Here is a 21,890-nt window from a genome sequence, read left to right as displayed (position 1 = left end):
CGGAAATCAAGCTCGGTGTCATCCCCGGCATCGGCGGTTCGCAGCGGCTGACCCGCGCGGTGGGTAAGGCCAAGGCCATGGAACTGTGCCTGACCGGCCGGAACATGGACGCCGAGGAGGCCGAACGCGCCGGGCTGGTGTCGCGGATCGTGCCCGCCGCTGATCTGCTCGACGAGGCGCTGCAGACGGCGACCACCATCGCCGAGATGTCGCTTCCGGTCGCGATGATGGCGAAGGAAGCCGTCAACCGCTCGTTCGAGACCACCCTCACCGAGGGCGTCCGATTCGAGCGTCGGGTGTTCCATTCGACGTTCGCCACCGAGGATCAGAAGGAAGGCATGGCAGCGTTCGTCGAGAAGCGTTCGCCCGTGTTCAAACACCGCTAGAAACCCTGAAAACGACTGTCGCCCCGCACCGGGATCCGGTGCGGGGCGACAGTCGTCTCACCACTTGGTGGGGGCGTCTCCGGTGTCGAAATCGCCTGCCTCGCGGCGCAGTTCGGCGAGGATCGTGACCAGTTGTTCCAGCTTGTCGCCGGACACCCCGGGACTCGAGAACACCTGGGCGTTGAGTCGCTCGGTGGACTCGACGGCCAGTTTCCTTCCCGCGTCGGTGATTTCGATCAGGGTCGCGCGGCGATCGCTCGGATGCGGGACACGTCGCACAAGATTCGCCGTCTCGAGCCGGTCGACGGCGTTCGTCACGCTGGTCGGGTGAACCTGAAGGCGCGCGCTGGCCTTCGCCATCGGGAGCGCGCCGGTGCGCGTGAACGTCAGCAGTGTCAGCAATTCGTACCGGGCGAACGTGAGCCCCGACGGCTTGAGCACCTCTTCCACCCGGGCCATCATGATCTGCTGTGCCCGCATCACCGAGGTCACCGCGGCCATGCCGTCGGCGACATCACCCCAGCCGTGCTTCGTCCACTGCCGGTGGGCCTCTTCGATGGGGTCGAGATGAAGTGGTGACGGTGGTGGCATGCGTCGATCATCCCATGGCGGGTGATGGGCCGCGAAAGTCTGCCGAACGTGTCGTCAGTGCGCTTCCGCCTTCGCGGCAGCCGCCAATGCCACCAACCCGAGTCCCGCGCACGCCGTCATCGTGACCGCGAGAGCGACGCCGGTGTTGCCGAGCACGCCGACCAGGGGAGCGATCAGCGCGCCGACACCGAACTGCAGGGCGCCGAGCAGCGCGGCAGCGGTACCGGCCGCCTCGCCGTGGCGGCCGAGAGCCAGCGCGGGGGCGTTGGGCAGGACGAAGCCGACGCCGGCGAGGAGGAACCACAGTGGAACGACGAACCCGACGAGCCCGCCGAACTCGAAGTGGGCGGTGGTGACCAGCGCCAGCCCGGCCACCGTCGCGAAGGCGAGGGCCGACACCGTGATCTGCAGCGGTGACCACCGTGCGAGGGCGCGGACGTTGAGTTGCGAGGCGCCGATCAGAGCGATCGCGCCGGAGCTGAACAGCAGCGCGAACTGCTGCTCGTCCAGGCCGTACTGGTCCTGGAACACGAACGACGCACCGGAGACGTACGAGAACAACGATCCCATCGCCACACTCGACACGAGTGCGAGCACCATGAACGCGCGGTCGCCCAGCAGGCTCTTGTAGGTGCCCAGCACGGCGCGCAGACTGCTCTTGCGCCGCCGCTCCGGCGGCAGCGTCTCCGTCAGACCCCACACCCCGATCAACGCCGTCAGGGTGCCGATCACGGCGAGGACGACGAAGATCCCGCGCCAGTCGACGGCGATGAGGAGCGCCCCGCCGATACTCGGGGCGAGAACGGGTGCGACGCCGAGCACGAGCATCAGCCGCGACATCACGACGGCCACGGTGTTCCCCGAGAACAGGTCGCGGACGACGGCGAGCGCGACCACCGCTGCGGCGGCGGCCCCGATGCCCTGGAAGACGCGGAGCACACCCAGCACGGCGACGGTCGGCGCGAAGACAGCGAGGACGGACGCGACCACGTGGACACCGATACCGGCGATGAGGGGACGCCTGCGCCCGAGGCTGTCCGCGAGCGGTCCGACGATCAACTGCCCCAGCGCGAGGCCGAGCAGAGTGCCGGTGATGGTCAGCTGGACCGCGGACGACGATGCGCCGAGGTCGGTTCCGATGTCCGGAAGCGCAGGCAGGTACATGTCGATGGTGAAGGGGCCGAGGGCCACCATCGCGCCGAGTACCAGGATCACCCGAAGGCTGGGACGGGTGGTTGTCCGGTCGGCGGTCGGGGCGGCGCGTTCTTCGGTATCGGTCACGAAGCAACACAGCAACGAGGGCACGTGGTTTGTTCCCGCCCCGGCATGTCGGTTTCAGAATCACCGTGAGCGCAACCCTCGCGCCCGGGGCACCGGCCGGGCACAGTAATCATCGATGCGGGTGTGACTGAGTGGTTGAGGTACCGGCCTGCAAAGCCGTTCACACGGGTTCGAATCCCGTCACTCGCTCGGGTGAGAACCGGCAGGTGATGCACCTGCCGGTTCTCTTTCGCGTGGTCACACGTCTTCGAGGCGAATGCCCTTGGTCTCCTTCATGAACAGGCACGCGACGCCGGTGAGGACAGCCAGCACCATGATGTAGACGCCGAACACCCAGCCGAGGTCGAGTCCGAGGAGAAGCTGGTTCAGGTACGGGGCGGTGCCACCGAACACCGCGACGGAGAACGAGTACGCGAATCCGATCGCCTGGGTGCGTAGTCGCGTCGGGAAGCTCTCCGACAGCGTGGAGGACAGAATCGACGCGGGGACCGCGACGATCAGCAGGGCGGCGGTGGTGGCGACGAGCAGGGTCCACCCGTCGGACGTGATCATCATCGTCAGCGGTAACTGCAGGGCGAACATCAGAACCGCGAAGGCGCCCAGCATGGGCCGCCGGCCGATCTTGTCGGAGAGCAACCCGAGGAACGGCAGCGAGACCAGTGCGATCAGCTGAGCGATCACCAGCATCCAGTACGCGGTGTCGGGATTCATGCCCTGCTGCGTGATCGCGTACGTGGAGATGTACGACGTCCAGGTGTAGTGCGCGGCCGTGATGCCCGAGGTCATCCCGATCATCAGGAGGATCGCCCGGACGACGGCGCGGCGGGGGATGCTCGGCAGATCGTCGTTGTTCTGCGCTGCGTCGAAGACGTCGCTCTCTTCCATGCTGCGGCGCAGATACAGGGCGAACAGTGCCAGAAGCGCGCCGATGAGGAACGGGATACGCCAACCCCATTGACCGACCGCGGTGTCGGACAGGGAGGAGGTGACGACGCCGCCGACCGTGTAGGCCAGCACCGAACCGCCGAAGATCGCGATGAACGCGACGCTGCCCCACATGCCGCGCCGGTGCGGAGGCGCGATCTCGCCGACGTAGGAGTACGCGGTCGCGGACTCGCCGCCGTGCGCGAAGCCCTGCATGACGCGCGCCGCGAGCAGGATCAGGGAGGCCCACGCGCCGATGGTCGAGTAGGTGGGCATCACTCCGATGATCAGGCTGCCCGTGGCCATCATCAGCATGGTCGTGACGAGGACGAATTTGCGTCCGCGTTTGTCGGCGATCCGGCCGAAGATGATCCCGCCGAGCGGGCGCATCAGGAAGCCGACCGCGAAGACGGCGAGCGTGGACAGCAGGGCGGAGACCGGGTCCGAGTTGCTGAACATCGCCGCCGCGATGAACGGGGCGAACACCGCGTAGGCGCTCCACTCGTACCACTCGAGGACGTTGCCGACGGAGCTGGCGAGGAGCGATTTCTTGCGGGAGGCGAGGGTGGGGCCGGAATGGGTGTCAGGCTGCGCCTGGCGAGTGAGGTCGACGTTCACGTGCAGTCACTTTCGTCGGGGTCGCGGAGTCGAAAGGTCGGAGAGGTCGGGTCGTCAGCGCAGGTCGCTGCGACGGATCTTGCCCGTCTGGGTCTTCGGGAGGTCGGTGATGATGTGCACCAGCCGGGGCCGCTTGTACGCGGCGAGACGGTCGCGGGCGAACGCGACGAGTTCGTCCTCGGTGGCGGTCGCGCCCGTGCGGAGCGAGACGTAGGCCACCACCGATTCGCCCTGGTAGTCGTCGGGCTGACCGACGACGGCGGCCTCGTGCACGGCCGGGTGTTCGTAGAGGGTGTCCTCGACCTCACGGGGCCACACCTTGTAGCCGGAGACGTTGATCTGATCTTTGAGCCGGTCGACGAGGTACACCCACCCCGCGTCGTCGATGATCGCGACGTCCCCGGTGCGCAGCCGTCCGCCGGGCAGTGTGTCGCGGGAGGCGTCCGGGTTGCGCCAGTAGCCCGAAACAACCTGCGGTCCCGCGATTTCCAGCTCGCCCGCGGTGTGGGGCGGAACGGGGTCGCCATTCGGGTCGACGGCCCGGATGTCCACCCGGGGCAGCGGGAGACCGATGGACAGTGAGCCACTCGACGGGTCGACCGGCGCCCGCAGGCCGGGCGGCACCGCGATCACTCCGGCCGTGGTCTCGGTCATCCCGTACGCGTTGTGGATGTACTTGCCGAATCCGGCTTCGAACTTCTCCACTGTCGCTGGCGGGATGGGCGCGCCGCCCGAGTAGAGGGTCTTGACCGAGGCGAAGTGGTCCGCGCTCACGCCCGGCACCTCGGAGAGTGCGTTGAACACGGTGATCGAGCCGATCGTGTAGGTCACCCGGTGTTCCACGAACGTCTCCAGTGCGACGGCCGCGTTGAACCTGTTCGCGAAGACGAGCACACAGTCCCGGACGAGGGCCACGCCGGCATTGAGCACGGCACCGGTGATGTGGAACAGGGGCGCGACAGCGAACACGACGTCCCCGTCGACGACGCCGGCGCAGTCACCGAAGTCGAGTGCGGTGGCCAGCACGTTCGCGTGGGAGTTGAGCGCGCCCTTCGGCGGGCCGGTGGTCCCGGAGGTGTAGGTGAGCAGCGCAAGATCGTCGCCGTCGAGTTCGATCAGGGGAGGCCGCCTGCCGCGAAAGCGTGCGAGGAGTGCGACGAGGTCGCCGTCGGCTGCCGGCGTGGCGCGCGTGGTGGACTCGAACACCCGCGGATCGTTGCGGGTCTGGAAATCGAGGGCACTGGTGCTGATCGAGAATCGCACGCTGCTGCCGCGCAGGGTCTCGGCCGTGGCCGCGGCGCTCACGTCTTCGCAGATGATGCCGATCGGTTCGGCATCGTCGACGAGGCGGCGGAGTTCGTTTCCGCGGTACATCGGATTGAGCACCAGCGCCGCTGCGCCGACCTTCCACAGTGCCAGCAGGGCGAGGGCGTACTGCGGCACATTCTGCAGGTAGATGCCCACCCGGTCGCCGCGCCCCACACCCCACTCGTCCAGCGCGACGGCGAGGGCATCCGACAGGTCGTCGACCTCGCGCGCGGTGAGGGTGCCATCGAAATAGGCCACGGCGGGGTGATCGGGATGGGCCTTCACGCGCGACCGCCACGCGTCGAGAGTGGTCGCCACGGGTGGCTCCTGGATTCCGTCGTTGGTGAACGTCGACGACACCGCTGTCCCCTTTCTCCGGCTCCGGTCCGAACGGGATGTCCGAATTCGAGCGGCCGACCGATCACTCGCTCGGTCGGTGTGGGCAAGTGTTGTGTGTCACACCCGGGTGTGTCAAGTCGGTGCCCGTGGGACTGCTGATTCCGTCACGGCTGCAGCGACGGTTGCGGCTCATATTTCCGTCTGGCAATATGAGGGCATGAGCGCCTACGCCGCCCTGGCCGAGCCGCACCGCAGACAGATTCTCGACTTGCTGCGTGATGGTGAGCGGCCTGCCGGAGAGCTGGTGGAGCACATCGCGCTCAGTCAGCCCGGCGTGTCCAAGCACCTCAAGGTGCTGCGCGAGGCCGGGCTCGTCGTGGTGCGCGTGGACGGCAAGCAGCGTCTGTACGCGCTGCGGCCAGAACCCCTCGCCGAGGTCGACCAGTGGCTGGAGCCGTACCGCGCGTTCTGGTCGAGGCGCCTCGACGCCCTCGAACTACACCTGGAGGAGAACCCATGACCGACGGAACCCTGGAGACGATCGATGGTCGCCCGGCACTTCGCTTCGAGCGCACGCTCGCCCACTCGATCGAGCGCGTGTGGCGGGCGGTCAGCGTGCCGGCAGAACTCGAGCGCTGGTTTCCCGCAGCCGCCGAGTGGACACCGGCGACGGGGGAGACCTTCGAGGCCTACGGCGCGACCGGCGAGGTGACCGAGGTCGATGCACCCCATCGGCTGGCGTGGACCTTCGGCGGCGAGAAGTACAGCTTCGATCTGACCGCTGAGGGAGACGGCTGCCGGTTGATCTTCATCCATGTCTTCGGTGACCGAGCGATCGCAGCGCAGACTGCGGCCGGCTGGGAGACCTACCTGTCGCGGCTCGAGCCGCATCTCGCAGGCGGGTACCTCTCCGAGGCGGAGGCGCACGGCTCGTGGGATCAGTGGGAGAAAGTTCACGAGAGCTACGCCGAGCGCTTCGGCGTCGACCCGACGCCGGGACGGCAATTCCTGGCGGCTCAGCGGGCCGGTCAATGACATCCGGTAGACCCTAGGGTCACCCGAAACATTCCGAATTCCTAGCTCGCGACGCGGTAGTGGAGGAAGGCGAAGCCGCTGCCGAAACGGCGCTCGTCCAGCAGTTCCAGCCTGCACCGGACGCGCTCCGGGAGAGACCGGGTGCCGCCTCCCACGACGACGGGTGCGACGAACACCTGGCATGCGTCGACCAACCCGGCCGCGAAGGCGTGGGAGGCGAGTCCCGGGCCCCCGATGCTGATGTTCCGTGCCGCGCTCGCCTTCAGTTGCCGGACGGCGTCGGGGTCGAATTCCCGCTCGATGCGGGTCCTGGCGCTGGACGCCGCCTCCAGTGTCGTGGAGTAGACGACCTTGGTGGCTGCTCGCCAGATTTCCGCGAAGTCCTGCACACAGACAGGCTCTCTCGCGAGGTCGGGTACGGATTCCCAATACGTCATCGTCTCGTACATCCGGCGCCCGTAGAGGTAGGTGCCGATCGGACGTTCGAGGTCGTTGACGAAGCTGTGGACCTCCTCGTCGGGTGCGGCCCAGTCGAAATTGCCGTCCTCGTCGGCGATGTAGCCGTCGAGCGACATGATCGTCGAGTAGATCAGCTCGCCCACCGCGAACCCCCTCGTGTCTGCTGGTCCGGATCAGCGTGTCACGTCGAGTGCATCGACATCGACGCCTGCCGCCGGAAGCAGGTGATAGAAAGCGCGTTCGCACAGATCGATCATGTCCGTGCGGTCCATGGTCGGCTCGTCGAGCCACGACAGCACGACCTCTTCCATGAACGCCTGCCAGCCCGAGATCGCAGCCTCGAGCGCGGGTGTCGTCGGCACCCCGAACTCCGCCAGCGACACACCTATCCAGCGGGTGAAGGTGTGCCGCATGCCGCGGTAGATCTGCCGCATCCGCTCGTCACCGCTACCCGCCATCCGCATGACCGCCAGGTAGATGGTCGGGTGCTCGATCACCGCGTCCGCGAATGTTTCGACGCCGGCCCGGAGCTGCCCGGACACGGGGAGCGTCGCGTCGGGGGTCATCCGGCGTTGCAGTTCGGAGGCCGAGGCCTCGAGGACGGCGTTGCGAAAACCCTGCTTGTTCTTGAAGTAGTGGAACAGCAGGGGCGGGGAGACGCCCGCCTCGGCCGCCACCTGGTCCATCGACAGATCGTCGAACGGCACCGTCTCGAGAAGCCGGACGGCCACGTCGAGGATCTGCGCGCGCCGATCTTCGGGAGAGCGGGGTGCGGCGGCCACCCCTGCACTCTATTGACGAACCCTCGAGGCGTCCATTGACTTTTACTCAATGGCATACGTAACCTCGGGTAACACATACCGAGTGTGAGGAGCGCAACTATGTCGGATTTCGATGTCGTCGTCAATGGTGGGCTGTGGTTCGACGGAACCGGATCCGCGCCCCGGCGCCGCAATCTCGGCATCCGCGACGGCGTCGTCGTCCGCGCATCGATCCGTCCGCTGCCCGTCGGGCCCGACACCGAGATCATCGATGCGGCAGGCAAATGGGTGGTCCCCGGATTCGTCGACGTGCACACCCACTACGACGCCGAGGTGCTCGTCAGCCCCGGGCTGCCGGAGTCGGTGCGACACGGCGTGACCACCGTCGTCCTCGGAAACTGCTCCCTGTCCACCGTGTACTCGACGCCGCGTGAATGCGCCGACCTGTTCAGCCGGGTCGAGGCCGTACCACACGACTCCGTGCTCAGGATCCTGGACGAGAACAAGATCTGGCAGAGCCCGGCGGAGTACGTCGAGGCACTCGAATCGCTGCCGCTCGGCCCCAATATCGCCGGTTTCATCGGGCACTCCGACATCCGCACCCACGTGCTCGGCCTCGGCCGGGGCACCGACAAGCGGACCAAGCCGAGCACCCGCGAACTCGAGCGGATGGGCGCGATGCTCACCGAGGCCGTGGACGCGGGCTTCCTCGGCCTGTCCTCGATGACCAATGCGCTCGACAAGATCGACGGCGACGAATACCGTTCGCGCTCATTGCCGTCCACGTATGCGCGGTGGAAGGAGTTCCGCTTCCTCAACCGCATCCTGCGCGACCGCGGCAAGATCCTGCAGAGCGCGCCGACGATCAACCTGCACCCCAACATCGCGGGATTCTTCGCGGAGAGTTCGGGTCTGGGGCGACGCAAGCCCCTCAAGACGTCGCTGCTGTCCGCCGCGGACTCGAAGGCCTACCCGCCGATCGTGTACTTCATGCTCGCCGCGGCGCCGCTGCTCAACCGCTTCGCCAAGACCGACTTCAAGTGGCAGCACCTCCCGGTGCCGTTCACCGTCTACGCGGACGGCATCGACCTCGTGGTGTTCGAGGAGTTCGGTGCCGGCGCGGCGGCACTGCATCTCAAGGACCAGGTGGAACGAAACGCCCTGCTGCAGGACGAGTCCTACCGACGCCGGTTCCGCAAGGATTACGACAACAAGTTCAGCCCCCGCATCTGGCACCGCAATTTCTACGACGCGGTGATCGTCGGGTGCCCCGACGAGGCGCTGATCGGTAAGACGTTCGGCGCGGTGGGCGACCTGCGTGGCGTGCACCCGGTGGACGCATATCTCGATCTCGTCGTGAAGTACGGCACCGACCTGCGGTGGCGGACCACCATCGCCAACCATCGTCCCAAGTTCGCGAAGAAGCTCGCGGCCAGTTCCGGCGTGCAGATGGGATTCGGCGACGCGGGTGCGCACCTGCGCAACATGGCGTTCTACAACTATCCGATCCGGTTGCTGAAGAAGGTCAAGGACGCGCAATCCGACCGCACACCGTTCCTGTCCGTCGAGCGTGCAGTCCACCGGCTGACGGGCGAGCTGGCCGACTGGTACGGCATCGATGCCGGCCACCTGCGCGAAGGGGACCGCGCCGACCTCGTCGTCATCGATCCGGCGGGTCTCGACGCGACCGTGGACGGATTGTTCGAGGCCGAGGTCCCCGAGTACGGCGGTCTGCGCCGGATGGTGAACCGAAGCGACGCCGCGGCGGTCGCGACGGTGATCAACGGCAGGCTCGTCTATCGCGACGGGGAGTTCACCGGCGGGTTCGGCGTCACCAAGACGGGACGGTTCCTCCGCGCCGGTGCGTCGGCCGCAGACCACAGCGAGCGTGAGACGGCCGTCCGATGAGCGGCATGGAGCGGATCCGCACGTTCACCCGGGACGGGCTCGTGTTCGACGTTCGCGACGAGGGTCCGATCGACGGCACGCCGGTGGTGCTGTTGCACGGATTTCCGCAGGACTCGCGGTCGTGGGACGAACTGGCACCGTTGCTGCACCGGCGGGGATTTCGCACTCTCGCGCCGGACCAGCGCGGCTATTCGGCCGGGGCCCGGCCCCGCGCCCGCTGGGCGTACCGCGGCTCGGAACTGGTCGCGGACGTCGTCGCGCTCATCGACCAGGCGGGCCTCGGGCCGGCGCATGTCGTCGGGCACGACTGGGGCGCTGTGGTGGCCTGGGGAATCGCGGCGGAACGGCCCGACCGGGTTCGCACGCTCACTGCGCTCTCGGTGCCGCATCCGGCGGCGTTCGTGCGGGCGATGCTCACCAGTCGCCAGATCCTGAAGTCCTGGTACATGTTCGCGTTCCAGCTGCCGTGGATTCCGGAGCGGCTGATCACCCCGGACGGTTACGGCTACCGGGCACTGCTCGCCAGCGGCCAGTCTGCGGACCGGGCGAAGCGCGACCTCGAACCCATGCGCGATCGGACGCGGGCCCGGGGCGCTCTGAACTGGTATCGGGCCATGCCGTTCACCGCACCCCGTTCGGCCTCCCGGAAGGTCCGGGTGCCCACGCTCTTCGTGTGGAGCGACGGCGACTCGGCGATCGGGCCGGTCGGTCCCGCGCTGACCTCACGCTTCGTCGACGGCCCGTACACCTACGAGGTGTTCCGCGGTGTGAGCCACTGGATTCCGGACGAGGCGGCCGAGCGCGTCGACGAACTACTCGGCAGCCACCTGCTCGATCAGTCGTGACGCCGATCGGTCCGTCCGCGCCACGTCGCCGGTGACCAAGCGGTCGAGGAGGATGGCCCGCAGCCCGGACACCGCGACCGTCGCATTCTCGCGGGCGTCCTGAGTGGAGAACCCACATCGGATCATCGCGTCGGCGACGGCGTCGATCAGCGTGTGGATGGCCGAGGTGGCGAAGTCGGCGAACGGGCGTTCGGTGAGGCACTGAGCGGCGCGGACGTCGATCACGTCAACGCCCACACTCAATCGGCGCGGTCGGAGCCCTCGAGGCGATCCTCACCGTCGGACGGTACTGATCGGCTGTCCGCTGTCGGTGAACGCCGCCGCGTCCGGGTGCGTCGTCTGGAAGACTCCGAAGGTATGGAAGCTCAGCGCAGACTGACGCTGGTGACGGCCGCTCCCGAGCAATCGCGGGAGGAGCCGCTGGTGCGTGAGCTGTACGGGCGAGTGCTCCGCGAGGCCCGCCGGGACCAGGATCGGAGTCTCGAGGACGTCGCCGCCGCCGTCGGCATGTCGAAGCAGTACCTCTCCGAGATCGAACGGGGCAAGAAGGAGCCGTCGTCGGAAATGCTGCGCGCGGTGTGTGGCGCGCTCGGTCTGCCGGTGGAACACCTGCTGTTCCGGTCCGGGCGCCGGCTCGGCGCGGCGAACCGGAACCCGGCGACCAGGAGCCTGAACCGGCAGGTGCCCACGCTGCTCGCCGCCTAGCGCCGTCCGTCAGGCCGCGACGAGCGTGTCGGCCAGGCCGTACTCGATGGCCTCCTCGGCTGTGAAGATGCGGTCCCGGTCGGTGTCCCGCCGCAGCCGCTCGACGGTCTGACCGGTGTGTTTGCTCAGAATCGCTTCGGTCTGCGAACGGACCCGCATGATCTCCGCGGCCTGAAGCGCCAGGTCGGAGATCGTGCCGTTGCCCTGTGTCGACGGTTGGTGCAGCAGCGTCCGGGAATGGGCCAGGACGTGGCGGTGTCCCTTGGTTCCCGCCGCCAGCAGCACGGCGGCGGCGGACGCGGCCTGGCCCATGCAGTACGTGGCGATGGTCGGACGGAGGAACTGCATCGTGTCGTAGATCGCGAGCATCGCCGTCGTGGAGCCGCCGGGCGAATTGATGTACAACCCGATCTCCTGATCGGAACTGTCCGCCTGGAGGTGGAGCAGCTGTGCCATCACGACATTGGCGACTCCGTCGTCGATCTCGGTGCCCAGGAAGACGATCCGCTCGTTCAGCAGTCGGCTGAAGATGTCGAACGACCGCTCGCCTGCCGGGGTGCGCTCGATGACGTGGGGAATGGTGTATTGGGACATGGCTTCACAATCCAATTCTCGGGGCGGTGGTGTGCGGGGCGATCTCGGCGAACGAGGACACGACGCGGTCGACGATCCCGTAGTCGCGGGCCTCGTCGGCGGTGAACCACCGGTCCCGGTCGCTGTCCTCGGCGATCTGCTCGACCGGATGCCCCGTCTCGGCGGCGAGGATCTCCTGCGACTGTCGTTTCATCCGTTCGAGGCTCTCGGCCTGGATGGCGATGTCGACGGCGGTGCCGCCGATGCCGGCCGAGGGCTGATGCATCATGATGCGGCTGTGCGCCAGACTGATCCGTTTGCCGTGGGTGCCCGAGCACAGCAGTACCTGGCCCATGCTCGCGGCGAAACCCATGGCGACGGTCACCACGTCGTTGGGAACGAGCTTCATCGTGTCGTAGATGGCCAGGCCGGCGAAGACGGAGCCGCCCGGGGAATTGATGTACAGGACGATGTCGCGTTTGGGGTCGGCGGCCGCGAGCAGCACCAGTTCGGAGCAGGCCCGCTCGGCCATGGCGTCGTCCACCTCGCCGGTGAGGAGGATCGTGCGCTGGCGAAACAGTCTGTCCGCCAACAGGTCGCGGTAATTCAGGTCGGGTAGTGCGGCTGTGGTCATGCCTCCATTACTACCGCCGCGCCGGTGCCGGACCGGCGATTGTCTGCTGTGGGCAGACGACCTGCGCCGGGAGGTTCGGAAACCCGGCGACGGTACCGCACCCACCCGGGAATGTGACGCAGATCGCGTACGTGGCGACACTCCGGCGTCGAGCGCCGTGAACTGGGCGTTCGTGATTCGAGGTGGCCACGAGGAATCCAGTGGGTGAACGACTCGCCACGGGCAGGTGAACGTCGGAAACAGACCGCTCGGCCAGTGGAATTGCCCGCGCGCGAAGGCGAACTCGCTGGTTAGGGTGCCCTCATGCACGTTCTGTTCGTCTGTAGCGGGAACGTCTGCCGCTCACCGATCGCAGAGCGGCTGACGCACGCGTACGCGCTTGCCCACGGTCTGCCGCACCTCACCGCGGAGAGCGCCGGTGTCCGAGCCCTCGTGGGCTTTCCGATCGAACCCGTCGCCGCCCGCGTCATCGAAGGGCTCGGCGCGAGCGCCGACGGGTTCCGAGCGCGTCGCCTGCGGCCCGAGATGATCAAACGCGCCGACCTCGTCCTCGCGATGACCGAGCAGATCCGGGACCGTTCGATGGAACTGCTCCTCGGGACGAGCCACTGTACGTTCACGCTTCGCGAGGCTCGCCGGATCGCCACCGACACCGGTGCCCGCACCGTCGCCGAACTCGCCGTCGCCCGAAGGGAGTACGGCGAGATCGACGATGCGAACATCAGCGACCCCGTCGGCCTCGGCGGGGCGGCGTTCGCGCAGGTGGGGGATCGGATCGCCGCCGAACTGATGCCGCTGCTCGACGCACTCGATCTCGGCAGCGGCACGAAACGGGAACCCGAGACCGAGCCCGAACCCGAGCCCGGACCGCGGCCGTCTCCGGTCGTCCACCTGCCGCTGTCGCCCAGGCCGCTGATCGCGGCGCGGGCGGCGTCGTCGATCCTCGACTATCCCGTCAGCTGGTCGCGCTGAACTGATAGTTGGCGAATCTCTCGTCCACCTGCTCGGCCGTGAGCCCGAATTCCTCGAGCGTGTACTTGTGGGAGGGGCGGCGGTCGCCGCTGCGGCTTTCGGCGTGCATCGCCTCCATCGCCGACTGGGCCGAGGCGCTGAGTTCGAGCCCGAAGTGCGTGTAGACCAATTCGACGGTGCCGAGCGGATCGGCCACGAAATCGTGGTAGTCGACGTCGATGAACTGAGCGGGATCGTGCCGGGTGCGCGCGGCGGTGAACTGCTCGAGCCCCCGGGCCCACAGCTCGAGCTGGCTCTCACCGATGACGCTGCCCCGGAACGTCTCCGACCACCCTTCCGTCGCCTGTTCCGCCAGGCTGCACACCGACGGGACGATCGTGCGCGGCGGCCGGTGGGTCTGGATGATCAGGGCGTCCGGATAGACGGCGAGCAACTCGTCGAGCGCGAACAGGTGGCTGGGGTTCTTCAGCACCCAGCGGCGGTCCCGATCGGGAAGCCCGATCAGCTGCAGGTTCTTCTTGTGCCGCTGATAGGCGTTCGTCCAGTCCTGGCCCTCGAGCCAGCGGGAATATGTCGGGAGAGACGCCAGGCACTCGTAGGAGATCGACTTGAACGTCTGCCGCAGCAGTTGCCAGCACTCCTCGACTTCGCTCGCCGACATGTAGTGCACGCCCATGAATTCGGGGCGTTCGATGTGGTGGCGGCTGAAACCCTCCTCGATCTTCTGGAACACGGGATTCGATTCCCAGGTCTCGCGCGGCGGACGGGGTTGGGGCATCTCGGTCAGCCACATCTCCAGGCCCTGATGCGACGGATCCGCGGTGAGTAGCCGGTGCAGCGCCGTCGTCCCCGTGCGGGGAAGCCCGGTGACGAAGATCGGCCGCTCGATCCGCACGTCCGCGTGCTCGGGGTTCTGCTTCCACGCTGCCTCGCTCAGCAGCCGCGCCACCAGGGCGCCGCGGAGGAACACCCGCGACACCTTGCTGCCGAGCGGGGTCAGCTGCTCGTCGACGTGGTACGAGTCCAGCAGGACGCCGAGGGCCTCGGTGTAGTCGTCCACGCCGAAGTCGGTGAGGCCGGTCAGGCGGGTGGCCGAGGCGTGAAGGTCCTCGACCGTGCCGACGGTGGTGCGCTCGCTCATGATGCTCCGGTTCTCGTCGCTAGTGATGGAATTCGCCGCAGTTGACGTCGAGGCACTGGCCGGTCACGGCGCTCGCCAACGGTGAGGCCAGGAAGATCACGGTGTCGGCCACTTCCTCGGTCGTGGGGAGCCTCTTCAGGTCGGTGTTCGCGGCGGTGTGTTCGTAGATCTGCTCGACGGTCGTCCCGTACTTCTCGGCCTGGTGCGTGAAGTACTGCTTCAGCGTGTCTCCCCAGATATAGCCGGGAGCAACGGAATTGACACGGATTCCCTGAGGTCCCAATTCCGTGGCGAGCGACTGCGATGTCGCGAGCAGGGCGGATTTGGCCATCTTGTAGCTGCCGTACCGCTCCTGGGAGTGTCGGAGCACCATCGAGTTGATGTTCACCACCGCTCCGTTCGATTCGGCGAGTGCGGGGGTGAACAGCTGGGTCAGCCGCAGCGCCCCGAGCACGGTCAGCTCGAAACTGCTGCGAATGTGGTCGAATTCCGTGCGGGCCAGCGGTTTCATCGACGGAACCGAGAACGCGTTGTTGATCAGCACGTCGACCTTGCCGTACGCGTCGACGGCCGCGGACACCAGATTCTCGGCCGATGCCTGGTCCGTGATGTCGGTCGGGACGGTCACGGCGCGTCGGCCGACAGCGATGATCTCCTTGGCCACCTCGTCGAGACGCGACGCGGTGCGGGCGGCCAGCACCACGTCCGCGCCGGCGTCGGCGCAGCAGACGGCGAGGGTTCGGCCCAGGGCCGGACCGACGCCGGAGATGACGACCACCTTGTCCTGCAGGAGTTGCGGAGTGGTCATGGCGCTCACCCCAGCATCCGGTCGGCGACCGCGGCCTGGCGTGCGGCGATGCGTTCGGCGAAGTCCTCGGGCGAGATCGTGTTGGAGTCGTGGAACGGCAGCGTCCGATGGATCTCGTCGAACTTCACGACCTCGATGCGGGGACCGTCGTCCGGGGTCAGTTCGCGGGAGACGCGCTGCCAGCGGAACTGCAGGTAGCCGCGGAGGTGCCCGATGGTGGCGATCCAGTTGGCGACGCCCGGATTGCGCTCGCTGACGACGAGCCGGATGTGGTCGTCGGGATCCACCTGCGACTGGGCGACGTTCAGCGAGGTCTGGTGGTTGACGTAGTCGAGGGAGATGTACCACATGCTGCCCAGCTGAAAACCCTGGTAGGGCACGTCGGCTTTCGGGACGGTGATGACGATGGCCTCGTCCTCGGCGAGTTCGTAATGCCCGACGGACGAGTACTGCGTGGCGAGGCCGCCCGGCGTCAGCCGCGGTTCGGTCATCGTGTTCACCGGCAGGTTCAGATAGAACCACTCCGGGAACTGCAGCCACGTCTTCACCCGGGACACCAGGGCTGTGCCTGCGCGGGCGTACCGCTTCTCGACGGCTTCCCGCGTGAGCGGACCCGGAGCCGTACCCGTCGTATCCGCCCTGGCGATGCGGATGGTGCCGCGCTGCTGACTCCAGTCGCTGTACACCTCCCGAACCACCAGCTGCGACGAACCCGGCGCGAGGGTGAAGTAGTTGCGCCTGCCGGCGCTCTCGTCCGGGCCGAACCGCACCTCGAACGAGCCGTCGGGGGCGATGTCGATCTCCCGGTCGTCGAACGCGGTGACGCTGCCGGGAACGTGTGCGGCCGTGTAGTTTCCGCTCAGCACCTGGAAGCTCAGGTCCGCCGTGGTGCCGCGCCGCCCGGTCACCACGTATTCGACGTCGTCGTTGATCCGCGCGCCGAAGTACAGGGTGTCGGGGTTGTCGAGGCCCATCTTCATGTGCGGGCCGGTGCCCGAGATGAACGTCGGGTGCGACCGTTCGGTGGCCCAGGCGGCGTGCGTCGTGGCGAGAATGCCGCCGGCGAGGTACTGGTAGCCCTCCAGCAGATCCTGTTCGGTGCGGATGTGGGGGGCGCTCTCGATCAGTTTCTCGGCCTCGGCCATGGCGTCGGCGAATGGGTCGGTCAGCACACCGTGCTCCTCACGATGGGGGTGGTACAAATATGTACCTGCGTGGTAGAACATTGATGAATCGACAATAGAACGTGTTCTAAGGAGTGGTCAATGGGACACGAGGACGAGACGCCCGACAGGGCGCAGGGCCGACGGTCGCCGCCCACCGAGCGTGTGGTGCAGGTGCTCGACTTCCTGGTGGCGCGCAAGGAGCACCGCTTCGGTCTGTCGGAGCTGGCCCGGCAACTCGACATCAGCAAGCCGACCTGCCTGGGAATCCTCACCGAACTGTGCCGCGGCGGCTATCTCGTCCGGGATCCCGCCACGAAGACGTACGGCCTCGGGCCCGCCCTCATCGCGGCCGGCCGCGCGGCGCAGCAAGGATTCGCGGCCGGGCCGGTGGCGCGCACGCATCTCGCCGTGCTCAGTGAGGAGTTCCGGACCACGTGCACGGCGTCGGCGGTGGTCGGCGACCGCATCGCCGTCCTGGAGCTGACGAGTCCGCCCGGTGTGCGGGCGGCCGCCAAGGTGGGGGAGATGTACCCGTTCGCGCCGCCCGTCGGCCTGATGTACGTGCTGTGGGACGGCGACGACGCGCTGCAGTCGTGGTTGCGCCGGGAGCCGACCCTGCCGGTGCGCCTCGACCGCGACCGGTTGCGCACCGTGGTGGACGAGTGCTCCCGCACCGGGTATCTCGTGGAGACGCTCACTCCGGTCGGCCAGCGCCTGCACACGCTCATGGCCGGGGTCGCCGCGCACGACCTGCCGCCGGAGTTGCGCGACGTGCTCGGTGAGATGGTGTCCAGCCTCGGGGAGCGGGTGTACCTGGACGCCGAACACGCGGACCCCGCCGCGCCGCATCCCGTCAGCCTCATCGCCGCGCCGACGTACGACGCCGAGGGGCATCAGGCCATGGTCCTGACGCTCTATGTGGGCACCGAACTCGCGCCGTCCGACATCGCGCGGCGGGGCAAGGCTCTCGCCGCGGCCGCGGACGCGATCACGGTGGAGGTGGGCGGCCGCCGGCCACGGTGACGAACGGGCATTGACCGCAATCTGAAACACGTTCTATTCTCGGAGGTGCAATCATTTTCGACCGAGCTGGTCCAAATATGGACCAGTTGCCGGTAAGGCACTCGCGACGAGGAGTCGCCCATGACCGCACCGCCCGTGTACGAGTTGTCCCACCTCGGCGCACTCGAAGCCGAAGCCGTGCACATCTTCCGAGAAGTGGCCGCCACGTTCGAGCGTCCGGTTCTGCTGTTCTCCGGCGGCAAGGACTCGGTGGTCATGCTCCACGTGGCCGCCAAGGCGTTCTGGCCCGCACCCCTCCCGTTCGCCGTCATGCACGTCGACACCGGCCACAACTTCGACGAGGTCATCGAGTTCCGCGACCGGACCGTCGACCGCCTCGACCTGCGGATGGTGGTGTCCAGCGTGCAGGACGACATCGACGCAGGCCGCGTCAGCGAGGAGACGGGTCCGCGGGCCAGCCGCAACCGGCTCCAGACCGCGGCGCTGCTGCGCGGGATCCGGGACAACGGTTTCGACGCCATCTTCGGCGGCGCCCGCCGCGACGAGGAGAAGGCCCGCGCGAAGGAGCGGGTGTTCAGCTTCCGCGACGAGTTCGGGCAGTGGGATCCGCGGGCGCAACGCCCGGAGCTGTGGAGCCTCTACAACGGCAGGCACCGCAAGGGGGAGCACATCCGGGTGTTCCCGCTGTCCAACTGGACCGAACTCGACATCTGGCAGTACATCAGCGAGGAGAAGATCGAACTGCCGCCCCTGTACTACGCGCACCGGAGGGAGGTCGTGCCCCGCGACGGAATGCTGTTGGCGCACACCCGGTTCCTGACCCTGCTCCCCGGAGACGAGCCGTACGAGGCCCTCGTCCGATTCCGGACCGTCGGCGACGCCACGTGCACGGGCTGCGTCGAGTCGTCGGCAACCACCGCCGAGGCCGTGGTCACCGAGGTCGCCGCGAGCAGGCTGACCGAGCGCGGCGCTACCCGGGCCGACGACCGGATCTCCGAGGCCGGCATGGAAGACCGCAAGAAGGAAGGGTACTTCTGATGCCGCAGCTACTCCGGGTCGCGACCGCGGGCAGCGTCGACGACGGCAAGTCCACCCTGATCGGCCGACTGCTGTACGACTCGAAGGCGATCTTCGAGGATCAGCTCGAGGCGGTCGAACGCACCAGCCGCGAACGGGGCGACGAGCACGCCGACCTGGCGCTGCTCACCGACGGTCTGCGCGCCGAACGCGAGCAGGGCATCACCATCGATGTCGCGCACCGCTACTTCGCCACACCGCACCGCAAGTTCATCATCGCGGACACGCCGGGACACGAGCAGTACACCCGGAACATGGTGACCGGCGCGTCGACCGCCGACCTGGCACTGATTCTCGTCGACGCCCGCAAGGGGATCCTCGAGCAGACGCGCCGCCACGCGTTCATCGCCAGCCTCCTCGGAATTCCGCACCTGGTTCTGTGCGTCAACAAGATGGATCTCGTCGGGTGGTCCGAGGACCGGTTCGAGGAGATCAAGGAGGAGTTCCGGCAGTTCGCGATCAAACTCGAGGTCCACGACCTCACGTTCATCCCGGTGTCGGCACTGCGCGGCGACAACATCGCGCAACGCACCGTCAACATGCCCTGGTACGAGGGAGGGTCGCTGCTGCACTACCTCGAGCAGGTGCACGTGGCCTCCGACCGCAACCTCATCGACGCGCGGTTCCCGGTGCAGTACGTGGTCCGGCCGCAGCGCCGGACCGATTCCGCGCTGCACGATTTCCGCGGGTACGCAGGCACGGTCGCCAGCGGCGTGTTCAAGCCGGGCGACGAGGTGGTGGCACTGCCGTCCGGATTCACCTCCACCGTCAGCGCCATCTGGGGTCCCGGCGGAACCCGTCTCGACGAGGCGTTCGCACCGTCGGCGGTGTGCGTGCAGCTCGCCGACCAACTGGACGTGAGCCGCGGAGATGTGCTGTGCCGCCCCAACAACCGTCCGCTCGTCGGGCAGGAACTCGACGCGATGGTCTGCTGGTTCAGCGAACAGTCCTCGCTGACACCGGATGCGCGGTACACGCTGCTGCACACCACCCGCGCCACCAGGGCGTCCGTCGCGCGGCTCGACTACCGCCTCGACGTGAACACCCTGCACCGCGACGAGTCCGCACAGTCGCTCTCGCTCAACGAGATCGGCCGTATCCAGTTGAGGACGTCGCAGCCGCTGATGTTCGACCCGTACCGCCGCAACCACGTGACGGGCAGTTTCATCCTCGTCGACGAGTCCACCCACAACACCGTCGCCGCCGGCATGATCACCGGGCCGACACTGTCGCGATCCAAGGTGGTGTGGCACGCCGCGGCCGTCTCGCGGGACGAGCGGGCGACACGGGGTCGCACGGTGTGGCTGACCGGACTGTCGGCGTCGGGAAAGTCGACGGTCGCGGTGGAACTCGAGCGGCGCCTGGTCGCGGCCGGGGTGCCCGCCTACCGGCTGGACGGCGACAACCTGCGTCACGGTCTCAACGCCGACCTCGGTTTCAGTGCGGAGGACCGCGCCGAGAACGTGCGCCGCGTCGGCGCCGTGGCGCAACTGCTCGCCGACTCCGGGGTGGTCGCGATCGCGTCGCTGATCAGCCCGTACCGCGCCGACCGGGACCGCGTCCGGGAGCAGCACCGGGCCGCCGGGCTCGACTTCGTCGAGGTGTTCGTCGACACGCCGGTGGAACAGTGCGAAGCGCGGGACCCCAAGGGCATGTACGCGAAAGCCCGCGCGGGGGAGATCACCGGATTCACCGGGGTCGACGACCCGTACGAGGCCCCGGAGAACGCCGAACTCGTCCTCCGGCCCGGAGACGGCACGCCGACCGAACAAGCCGAGAGAATTATGGAATTGTTGAGACGTGATCACTGACGCACGACTCGCGGCCGACATCGCCTCCGGTGCCGGTGCCCTGCTGCTGGACATCCGCACCGCGGGACTCGGATCGGCGGACGGACGGGAACTGGGCAGGCGGGGCGACGTCGCCGCCGACGCGTTCATTCTCGGCAAGCTCTCCGCGGAGCGACCCGGCGACGCGATCCTGTCCGAGGAGTCGGCCGACGACCGGTCGCGGCTGGAGAGTTCGCGGGTGTGGATCATCGACCCGCTCGACGGTTCCAAGGAGTACGGACTGCCCGGGCACTCGGACTGGGCCGTGCACGTCGCGCTGTGGGAACGCGGTCGGGGCATCACGGCGGCAGCGGTCGCGCAACCGGCGCTGGGCGCCGTGTATGCCAGTGACGACGACAGCCATGCGGTGCATACCGAACAACTCCCGGCACGACCACGGATCGTCGTATCCGCCAGCAGGCCGCCTGCCTTCGTCGACGCCGTCGCGACGGAGATCGGCGCCGAGGTCACCACCATGGGTTCGGCCGGAGCGAAGGCGATGGCGGTGCTCCGCGGAGACGTGGACGCCTACATCCACTCGGGCGGTCAGTGGGAATGGGACTCGGCCGCACCCGTCGGCGTCGCCGAGGCTGCGGGCCTGCACTGCTCGCGGATCGACGGAACCCCGTTGGACTACAACGAATCCCACCCGTACCTGCCGGACCTCCTGATCTGCCGGCCGGAGCTGGCTCGGCCGCTGCTCGCCGCGATCGCGACACACGCCACCGACACGGCCGACAGCGGCCGGGTCGCGATGGCCAGGGCCTACATCGATGCACTGGTCAGCCACGACGCCACCAAGGTGCGTCTCGCGGACAACGCCTGGCGGGTGGAGAACGGGCAGCACACGGGCGAATCGGGGGCGTTCATCCGGGACGAACTCGAAAACGGCCTGCAGTATCAGGCCATCCAGGCCGTGCGCGAACTCTCCTTCCACGAGTGGGGCGACAACGTGGTGGCCCGGTTCGTGCTCGACCTCGGGGCTACGCCCACCGAGGTGACGTCCGTCCGGATCACGGAACATTTCGACATCCCGGCCGGGGCGATCCAGTCCGTCATGGCCATCATCGAACCGTCCGCGATCGAAAGGGAGAACCGATGACCCCGGATCAACTGGTCACCCAATTCTGTGCCGAGTGGATCGAGCCCGATCCGGCGAAGATCGCGGACTATTTCGCGGAAGACGCGGTCTACCACAACATTCCGATGGAACCCGTCATCGGGCGTGACGCGATCCGCGAGTTCGTCGCCGGCTTCATCGCGGCCTTCGGCGGCATCGACTTCCGGGTGCACCGGCAGGTCACCGACGGCGGGCAGAGCCCCAACGCCGAGGAATCGAGCGGCGTGGTGATGAACGAGCGGATCGACGTGTTCACGCTGAACGGCAACGTCGTCGAACTGCCCGTCGTCGGCGTCTTCGAGATCACCGACGGCAAGATCACCACCTGGCGCGACTACTTCGACATGGCACCGATCCAGGCTGCTGCCGGCGGTGGATAGCGGCCCG

At 67.7% G+C, this 21,890-nt stretch carries 24 protein-coding genes and 1 tRNA gene; 13 read left to right on the top strand and 12 right to left on the bottom strand.

Translation table 11 applies throughout. The features are described from left to right. Positions 1 to 386: enoyl-CoA hydratase-related protein (locus G9373_RS35435; protein WP_240960916.1), on the top strand; the 386-nt coding region annotated here is incomplete at its 5' end. A 57-nt stretch (positions 387 to 443) separates the two neighbouring features. On the opposite strand, the gene G9373_RS35430 is transcribed toward G9373_RS35435, so the two are convergent. Together G9373_RS35430 and G9373_RS35425 are read right to left on the bottom strand one after the other, a co-directional pair. Next, positions 444 to 977, bottom strand: a complete 534-nt coding sequence (locus tag G9373_RS35430) for a MarR family transcriptional regulator (RefSeq protein ID WP_005252880.1) — start codon at positions 975 to 977, stop codon at positions 444 to 446. A 54-nt stretch (positions 978 to 1,031) separates the two neighbouring features. After that, positions 1,032 to 2,282 carry a multidrug effflux MFS transporter gene (locus G9373_RS35425; RefSeq protein WP_043790418.1) on the bottom strand — a complete coding sequence of 417 codons (1,251 nt, stop codon included), beginning with the start codon at positions 2,280 to 2,282 and terminating at the stop codon, positions 1,032 to 1,034. A 93-nt stretch (positions 2,283 to 2,375) separates the two neighbouring features. Between G9373_RS35425 and G9373_RS35420 the strand changes: the two genes are divergently transcribed. Beyond that, positions 2,376 to 2,447: transfer RNA gene (locus G9373_RS35420), tRNA-Cys, on the top strand. A 48-nt stretch (positions 2,448 to 2,495) separates the two neighbouring features. Here the strand turns inward: G9373_RS35420 and G9373_RS35415 are convergent. Next, entirely contained in the window at positions 2,496 to 3,800 is a 1,305-nt protein-coding gene (locus G9373_RS35415) for an MFS transporter (RefSeq protein WP_005568028.1), read from the bottom strand. A gap of 54 nt (positions 3,801 to 3,854) precedes the next feature. Then, on the bottom strand, positions 3,855 to 5,468 hold the full coding sequence (locus tag G9373_RS35410) for an AMP-binding protein (RefSeq protein WP_007300594.1): 1,614 nt from the start codon (positions 5,466 to 5,468) through the stop codon (positions 3,855 to 3,857). A 196-nt stretch (positions 5,469 to 5,664) separates the two neighbouring features. Between G9373_RS35410 and G9373_RS35405 the strand changes: the two genes are divergently transcribed. Both G9373_RS35405 and G9373_RS35400 read left to right on the top strand, forming a co-directional pair. Next, positions 5,665 to 5,967: a metalloregulator ArsR/SmtB family transcription factor gene (locus tag G9373_RS35405; RefSeq protein WP_005264609.1), complete on the top strand. Its 303-nt coding sequence runs from the start codon at positions 5,665 to 5,667 to the stop codon at positions 5,965 to 5,967. Then, positions 5,964 to 6,482, top strand: coding sequence for an SRPBCC domain-containing protein (locus G9373_RS35400; protein ID WP_065491825.1), 519 nt, complete (start codon positions 5,964 to 5,966; stop codon positions 6,480 to 6,482). Before G9373_RS35405 ends, G9373_RS35400 begins: the two co-directional genes overlap by 4 nt. A 41-nt stretch (positions 6,483 to 6,523) precedes the next feature. Here G9373_RS35400 and G9373_RS35395 read toward each other — a convergent pair whose 3' ends face one another. Beyond that, positions 6,524 to 7,084 carry a dihydrofolate reductase family protein gene (locus G9373_RS35395; protein ID WP_007300596.1) on the bottom strand — a complete coding sequence of 187 codons (561 nt, stop codon included), beginning with the start codon at positions 7,082 to 7,084 and terminating at the stop codon, positions 6,524 to 6,526. 30 nt (positions 7,085 to 7,114) lie between these two features. After that, positions 7,115 to 7,723: a TetR/AcrR family transcriptional regulator gene (locus tag G9373_RS35390; protein ID WP_065491824.1), complete on the bottom strand. Its 609-nt coding sequence runs from the start codon at positions 7,721 to 7,723 to the stop codon at positions 7,115 to 7,117. A 99-nt stretch (positions 7,724 to 7,822) separates the two neighbouring features. On the opposite strand from G9373_RS35390, the gene G9373_RS35385 reads away from it, so the two are divergent. Both G9373_RS35385 and G9373_RS35380 read left to right on the top strand, forming a co-directional pair. Then, the gene (locus G9373_RS35385) at positions 7,823 to 9,610 is read left to right on the top strand and encodes an amidohydrolase family protein (RefSeq protein WP_167119595.1); all 1,788 of its coding nucleotides are present in this window, start codon (positions 7,823 to 7,825) and stop codon (positions 9,608 to 9,610) included. Then, positions 9,607 to 10,455: an alpha/beta fold hydrolase gene (locus G9373_RS35380; protein ID WP_039952831.1), complete on the top strand. Its 849-nt coding sequence runs from the start codon at positions 9,607 to 9,609 to the stop codon at positions 10,453 to 10,455. The genes G9373_RS35385 and G9373_RS35380 overlap by 4 nt, the downstream gene beginning before the upstream one ends. On the opposite strand, the gene G9373_RS35375 is transcribed toward G9373_RS35380, so the two are convergent. Next, positions 10,423 to 10,680 (bottom strand): hypothetical protein, encoded by a 258-nt coding sequence (locus G9373_RS35375; protein WP_005568283.1) that lies wholly within the window; start codon positions 10,678 to 10,680, stop codon positions 10,423 to 10,425. The two genes, G9373_RS35380 and G9373_RS35375, sit on opposite strands and share 33 nt — an antisense overlap. A gap of 132 nt (positions 10,681 to 10,812) precedes the next feature. Here G9373_RS35375 and G9373_RS35370 point away from each other — a divergent pair, with 132 nt between their 5' ends. Further along, positions 10,813 to 11,160: a helix-turn-helix transcriptional regulator gene (locus tag G9373_RS35370; RefSeq protein WP_005568281.1), complete on the top strand. Its 348-nt coding sequence runs from the start codon at positions 10,813 to 10,815 to the stop codon at positions 11,158 to 11,160. A gap of 9 nt (positions 11,161 to 11,169) precedes the next feature. On the opposite strand, the gene G9373_RS35365 is transcribed toward G9373_RS35370, so the two are convergent. Continuing rightward, on the bottom strand, positions 11,170 to 11,754 hold the full coding sequence (locus G9373_RS35365) for an ATP-dependent Clp protease proteolytic subunit (protein WP_005264590.1): 585 nt from the start codon (positions 11,752 to 11,754) through the stop codon (positions 11,170 to 11,172). A gap of 4 nt (positions 11,755 to 11,758) precedes the next feature. Further along, entirely contained in the window at positions 11,759 to 12,367 is a 609-nt protein-coding gene (locus G9373_RS35360) for an ATP-dependent Clp protease proteolytic subunit (protein WP_005568279.1), read from the bottom strand. 303 nt (positions 12,368 to 12,670) lie between these two features. Between G9373_RS35360 and G9373_RS35355 the strand changes: the two genes are divergently transcribed. Continuing rightward, complete coding sequence (locus G9373_RS35355; RefSeq protein ID WP_005568277.1) at positions 12,671 to 13,339, top strand: protein-tyrosine-phosphatase; 669 nt, start codon at positions 12,671 to 12,673, stop codon at positions 13,337 to 13,339. Here the strand turns inward: G9373_RS35355 and G9373_RS35350 are convergent. From G9373_RS35350 to G9373_RS35340, 3 genes are read right to left on the bottom strand one after another with little or no spacing between them, the layout of a single operon-like run. Next, on the bottom strand, positions 13,323 to 14,480 hold the full coding sequence (locus G9373_RS35350) for a sulfotransferase (RefSeq protein ID WP_167119592.1): 1,158 nt from the start codon (positions 14,478 to 14,480) through the stop codon (positions 13,323 to 13,325). The two genes, G9373_RS35355 and G9373_RS35350, sit on opposite strands and share 17 nt — an antisense overlap. A 19-nt stretch (positions 14,481 to 14,499) precedes the next feature. Continuing rightward, positions 14,500 to 15,288, bottom strand: a complete 789-nt coding sequence (locus G9373_RS35345) for an SDR family oxidoreductase (RefSeq protein ID WP_167119588.1) — start codon at positions 15,286 to 15,288, stop codon at positions 14,500 to 14,502. A 5-nt stretch (positions 15,289 to 15,293) separates the two neighbouring features. Beyond that, a complete protein-coding gene (locus G9373_RS35340; protein ID WP_167119586.1) occupies positions 15,294 to 16,460 on the bottom strand; it encodes a hypothetical protein in 1,167 nt (388 codons plus the stop codon). Positions 16,461 to 16,553: 93 nt separating this feature from the next. On the opposite strand from G9373_RS35340, the gene G9373_RS35335 reads away from it, so the two are divergent. The 5 genes from G9373_RS35335 to G9373_RS35315 all read left to right on the top strand — a co-directional run bounded on the left by G9373_RS35335 (position 16,554) and on the right by G9373_RS35315 (position 21,883). Beyond that, positions 16,554 to 17,477 carry a helix-turn-helix domain-containing protein gene (locus G9373_RS35335; protein WP_054247365.1) on the top strand — a complete coding sequence of 308 codons (924 nt, stop codon included), beginning with the start codon at positions 16,554 to 16,556 and terminating at the stop codon, positions 17,475 to 17,477. 120 nt (positions 17,478 to 17,597) lie between these two features. Beyond that, entirely contained in the window at positions 17,598 to 18,515 is a 918-nt protein-coding gene (gene cysD / locus G9373_RS35330) for a sulfate adenylyltransferase subunit CysD (protein WP_005264578.1), read from the top strand. Further along, the gene (gene cysC / locus G9373_RS35325; RefSeq protein WP_005568271.1) at positions 18,515 to 20,365 is read left to right on the top strand and encodes an adenylyl-sulfate kinase; all 1,851 of its coding nucleotides are present in this window, start codon (positions 18,515 to 18,517) and stop codon (positions 20,363 to 20,365) included. The genes cysD and cysC overlap by 1 nt, the downstream gene beginning before the upstream one ends. Further along, positions 20,355 to 21,485, top strand: a complete 1,131-nt coding sequence (locus G9373_RS35320) for a 3'(2'),5'-bisphosphate nucleotidase CysQ (protein WP_005264576.1) — start codon at positions 20,355 to 20,357, stop codon at positions 21,483 to 21,485. The genes cysC and G9373_RS35320 overlap by 11 nt, the downstream gene beginning before the upstream one ends. Next, on the top strand, positions 21,482 to 21,883 hold the full coding sequence (locus G9373_RS35315; RefSeq protein ID WP_005568270.1) for a limonene-1,2-epoxide hydrolase family protein: 402 nt from the start codon (positions 21,482 to 21,484) through the stop codon (positions 21,881 to 21,883). The genes G9373_RS35320 and G9373_RS35315 overlap by 4 nt, the downstream gene beginning before the upstream one ends. Positions 21,884 to 21,890 lie beyond the last annotated feature (7 nt).

The organism is Rhodococcus sp. A14, from assembly GCF_011603105.1.
In the GTDB taxonomy this organism is placed as follows: Bacteria; Actinomycetota; Actinomycetes; order Mycobacteriales; family Mycobacteriaceae; genus Rhodococcus_F; species Rhodococcus_F opacus.
Note: the sequence above shows the minus strand (reverse complement) of the source record. Positions and strands in the feature narration are given on the sequence as shown.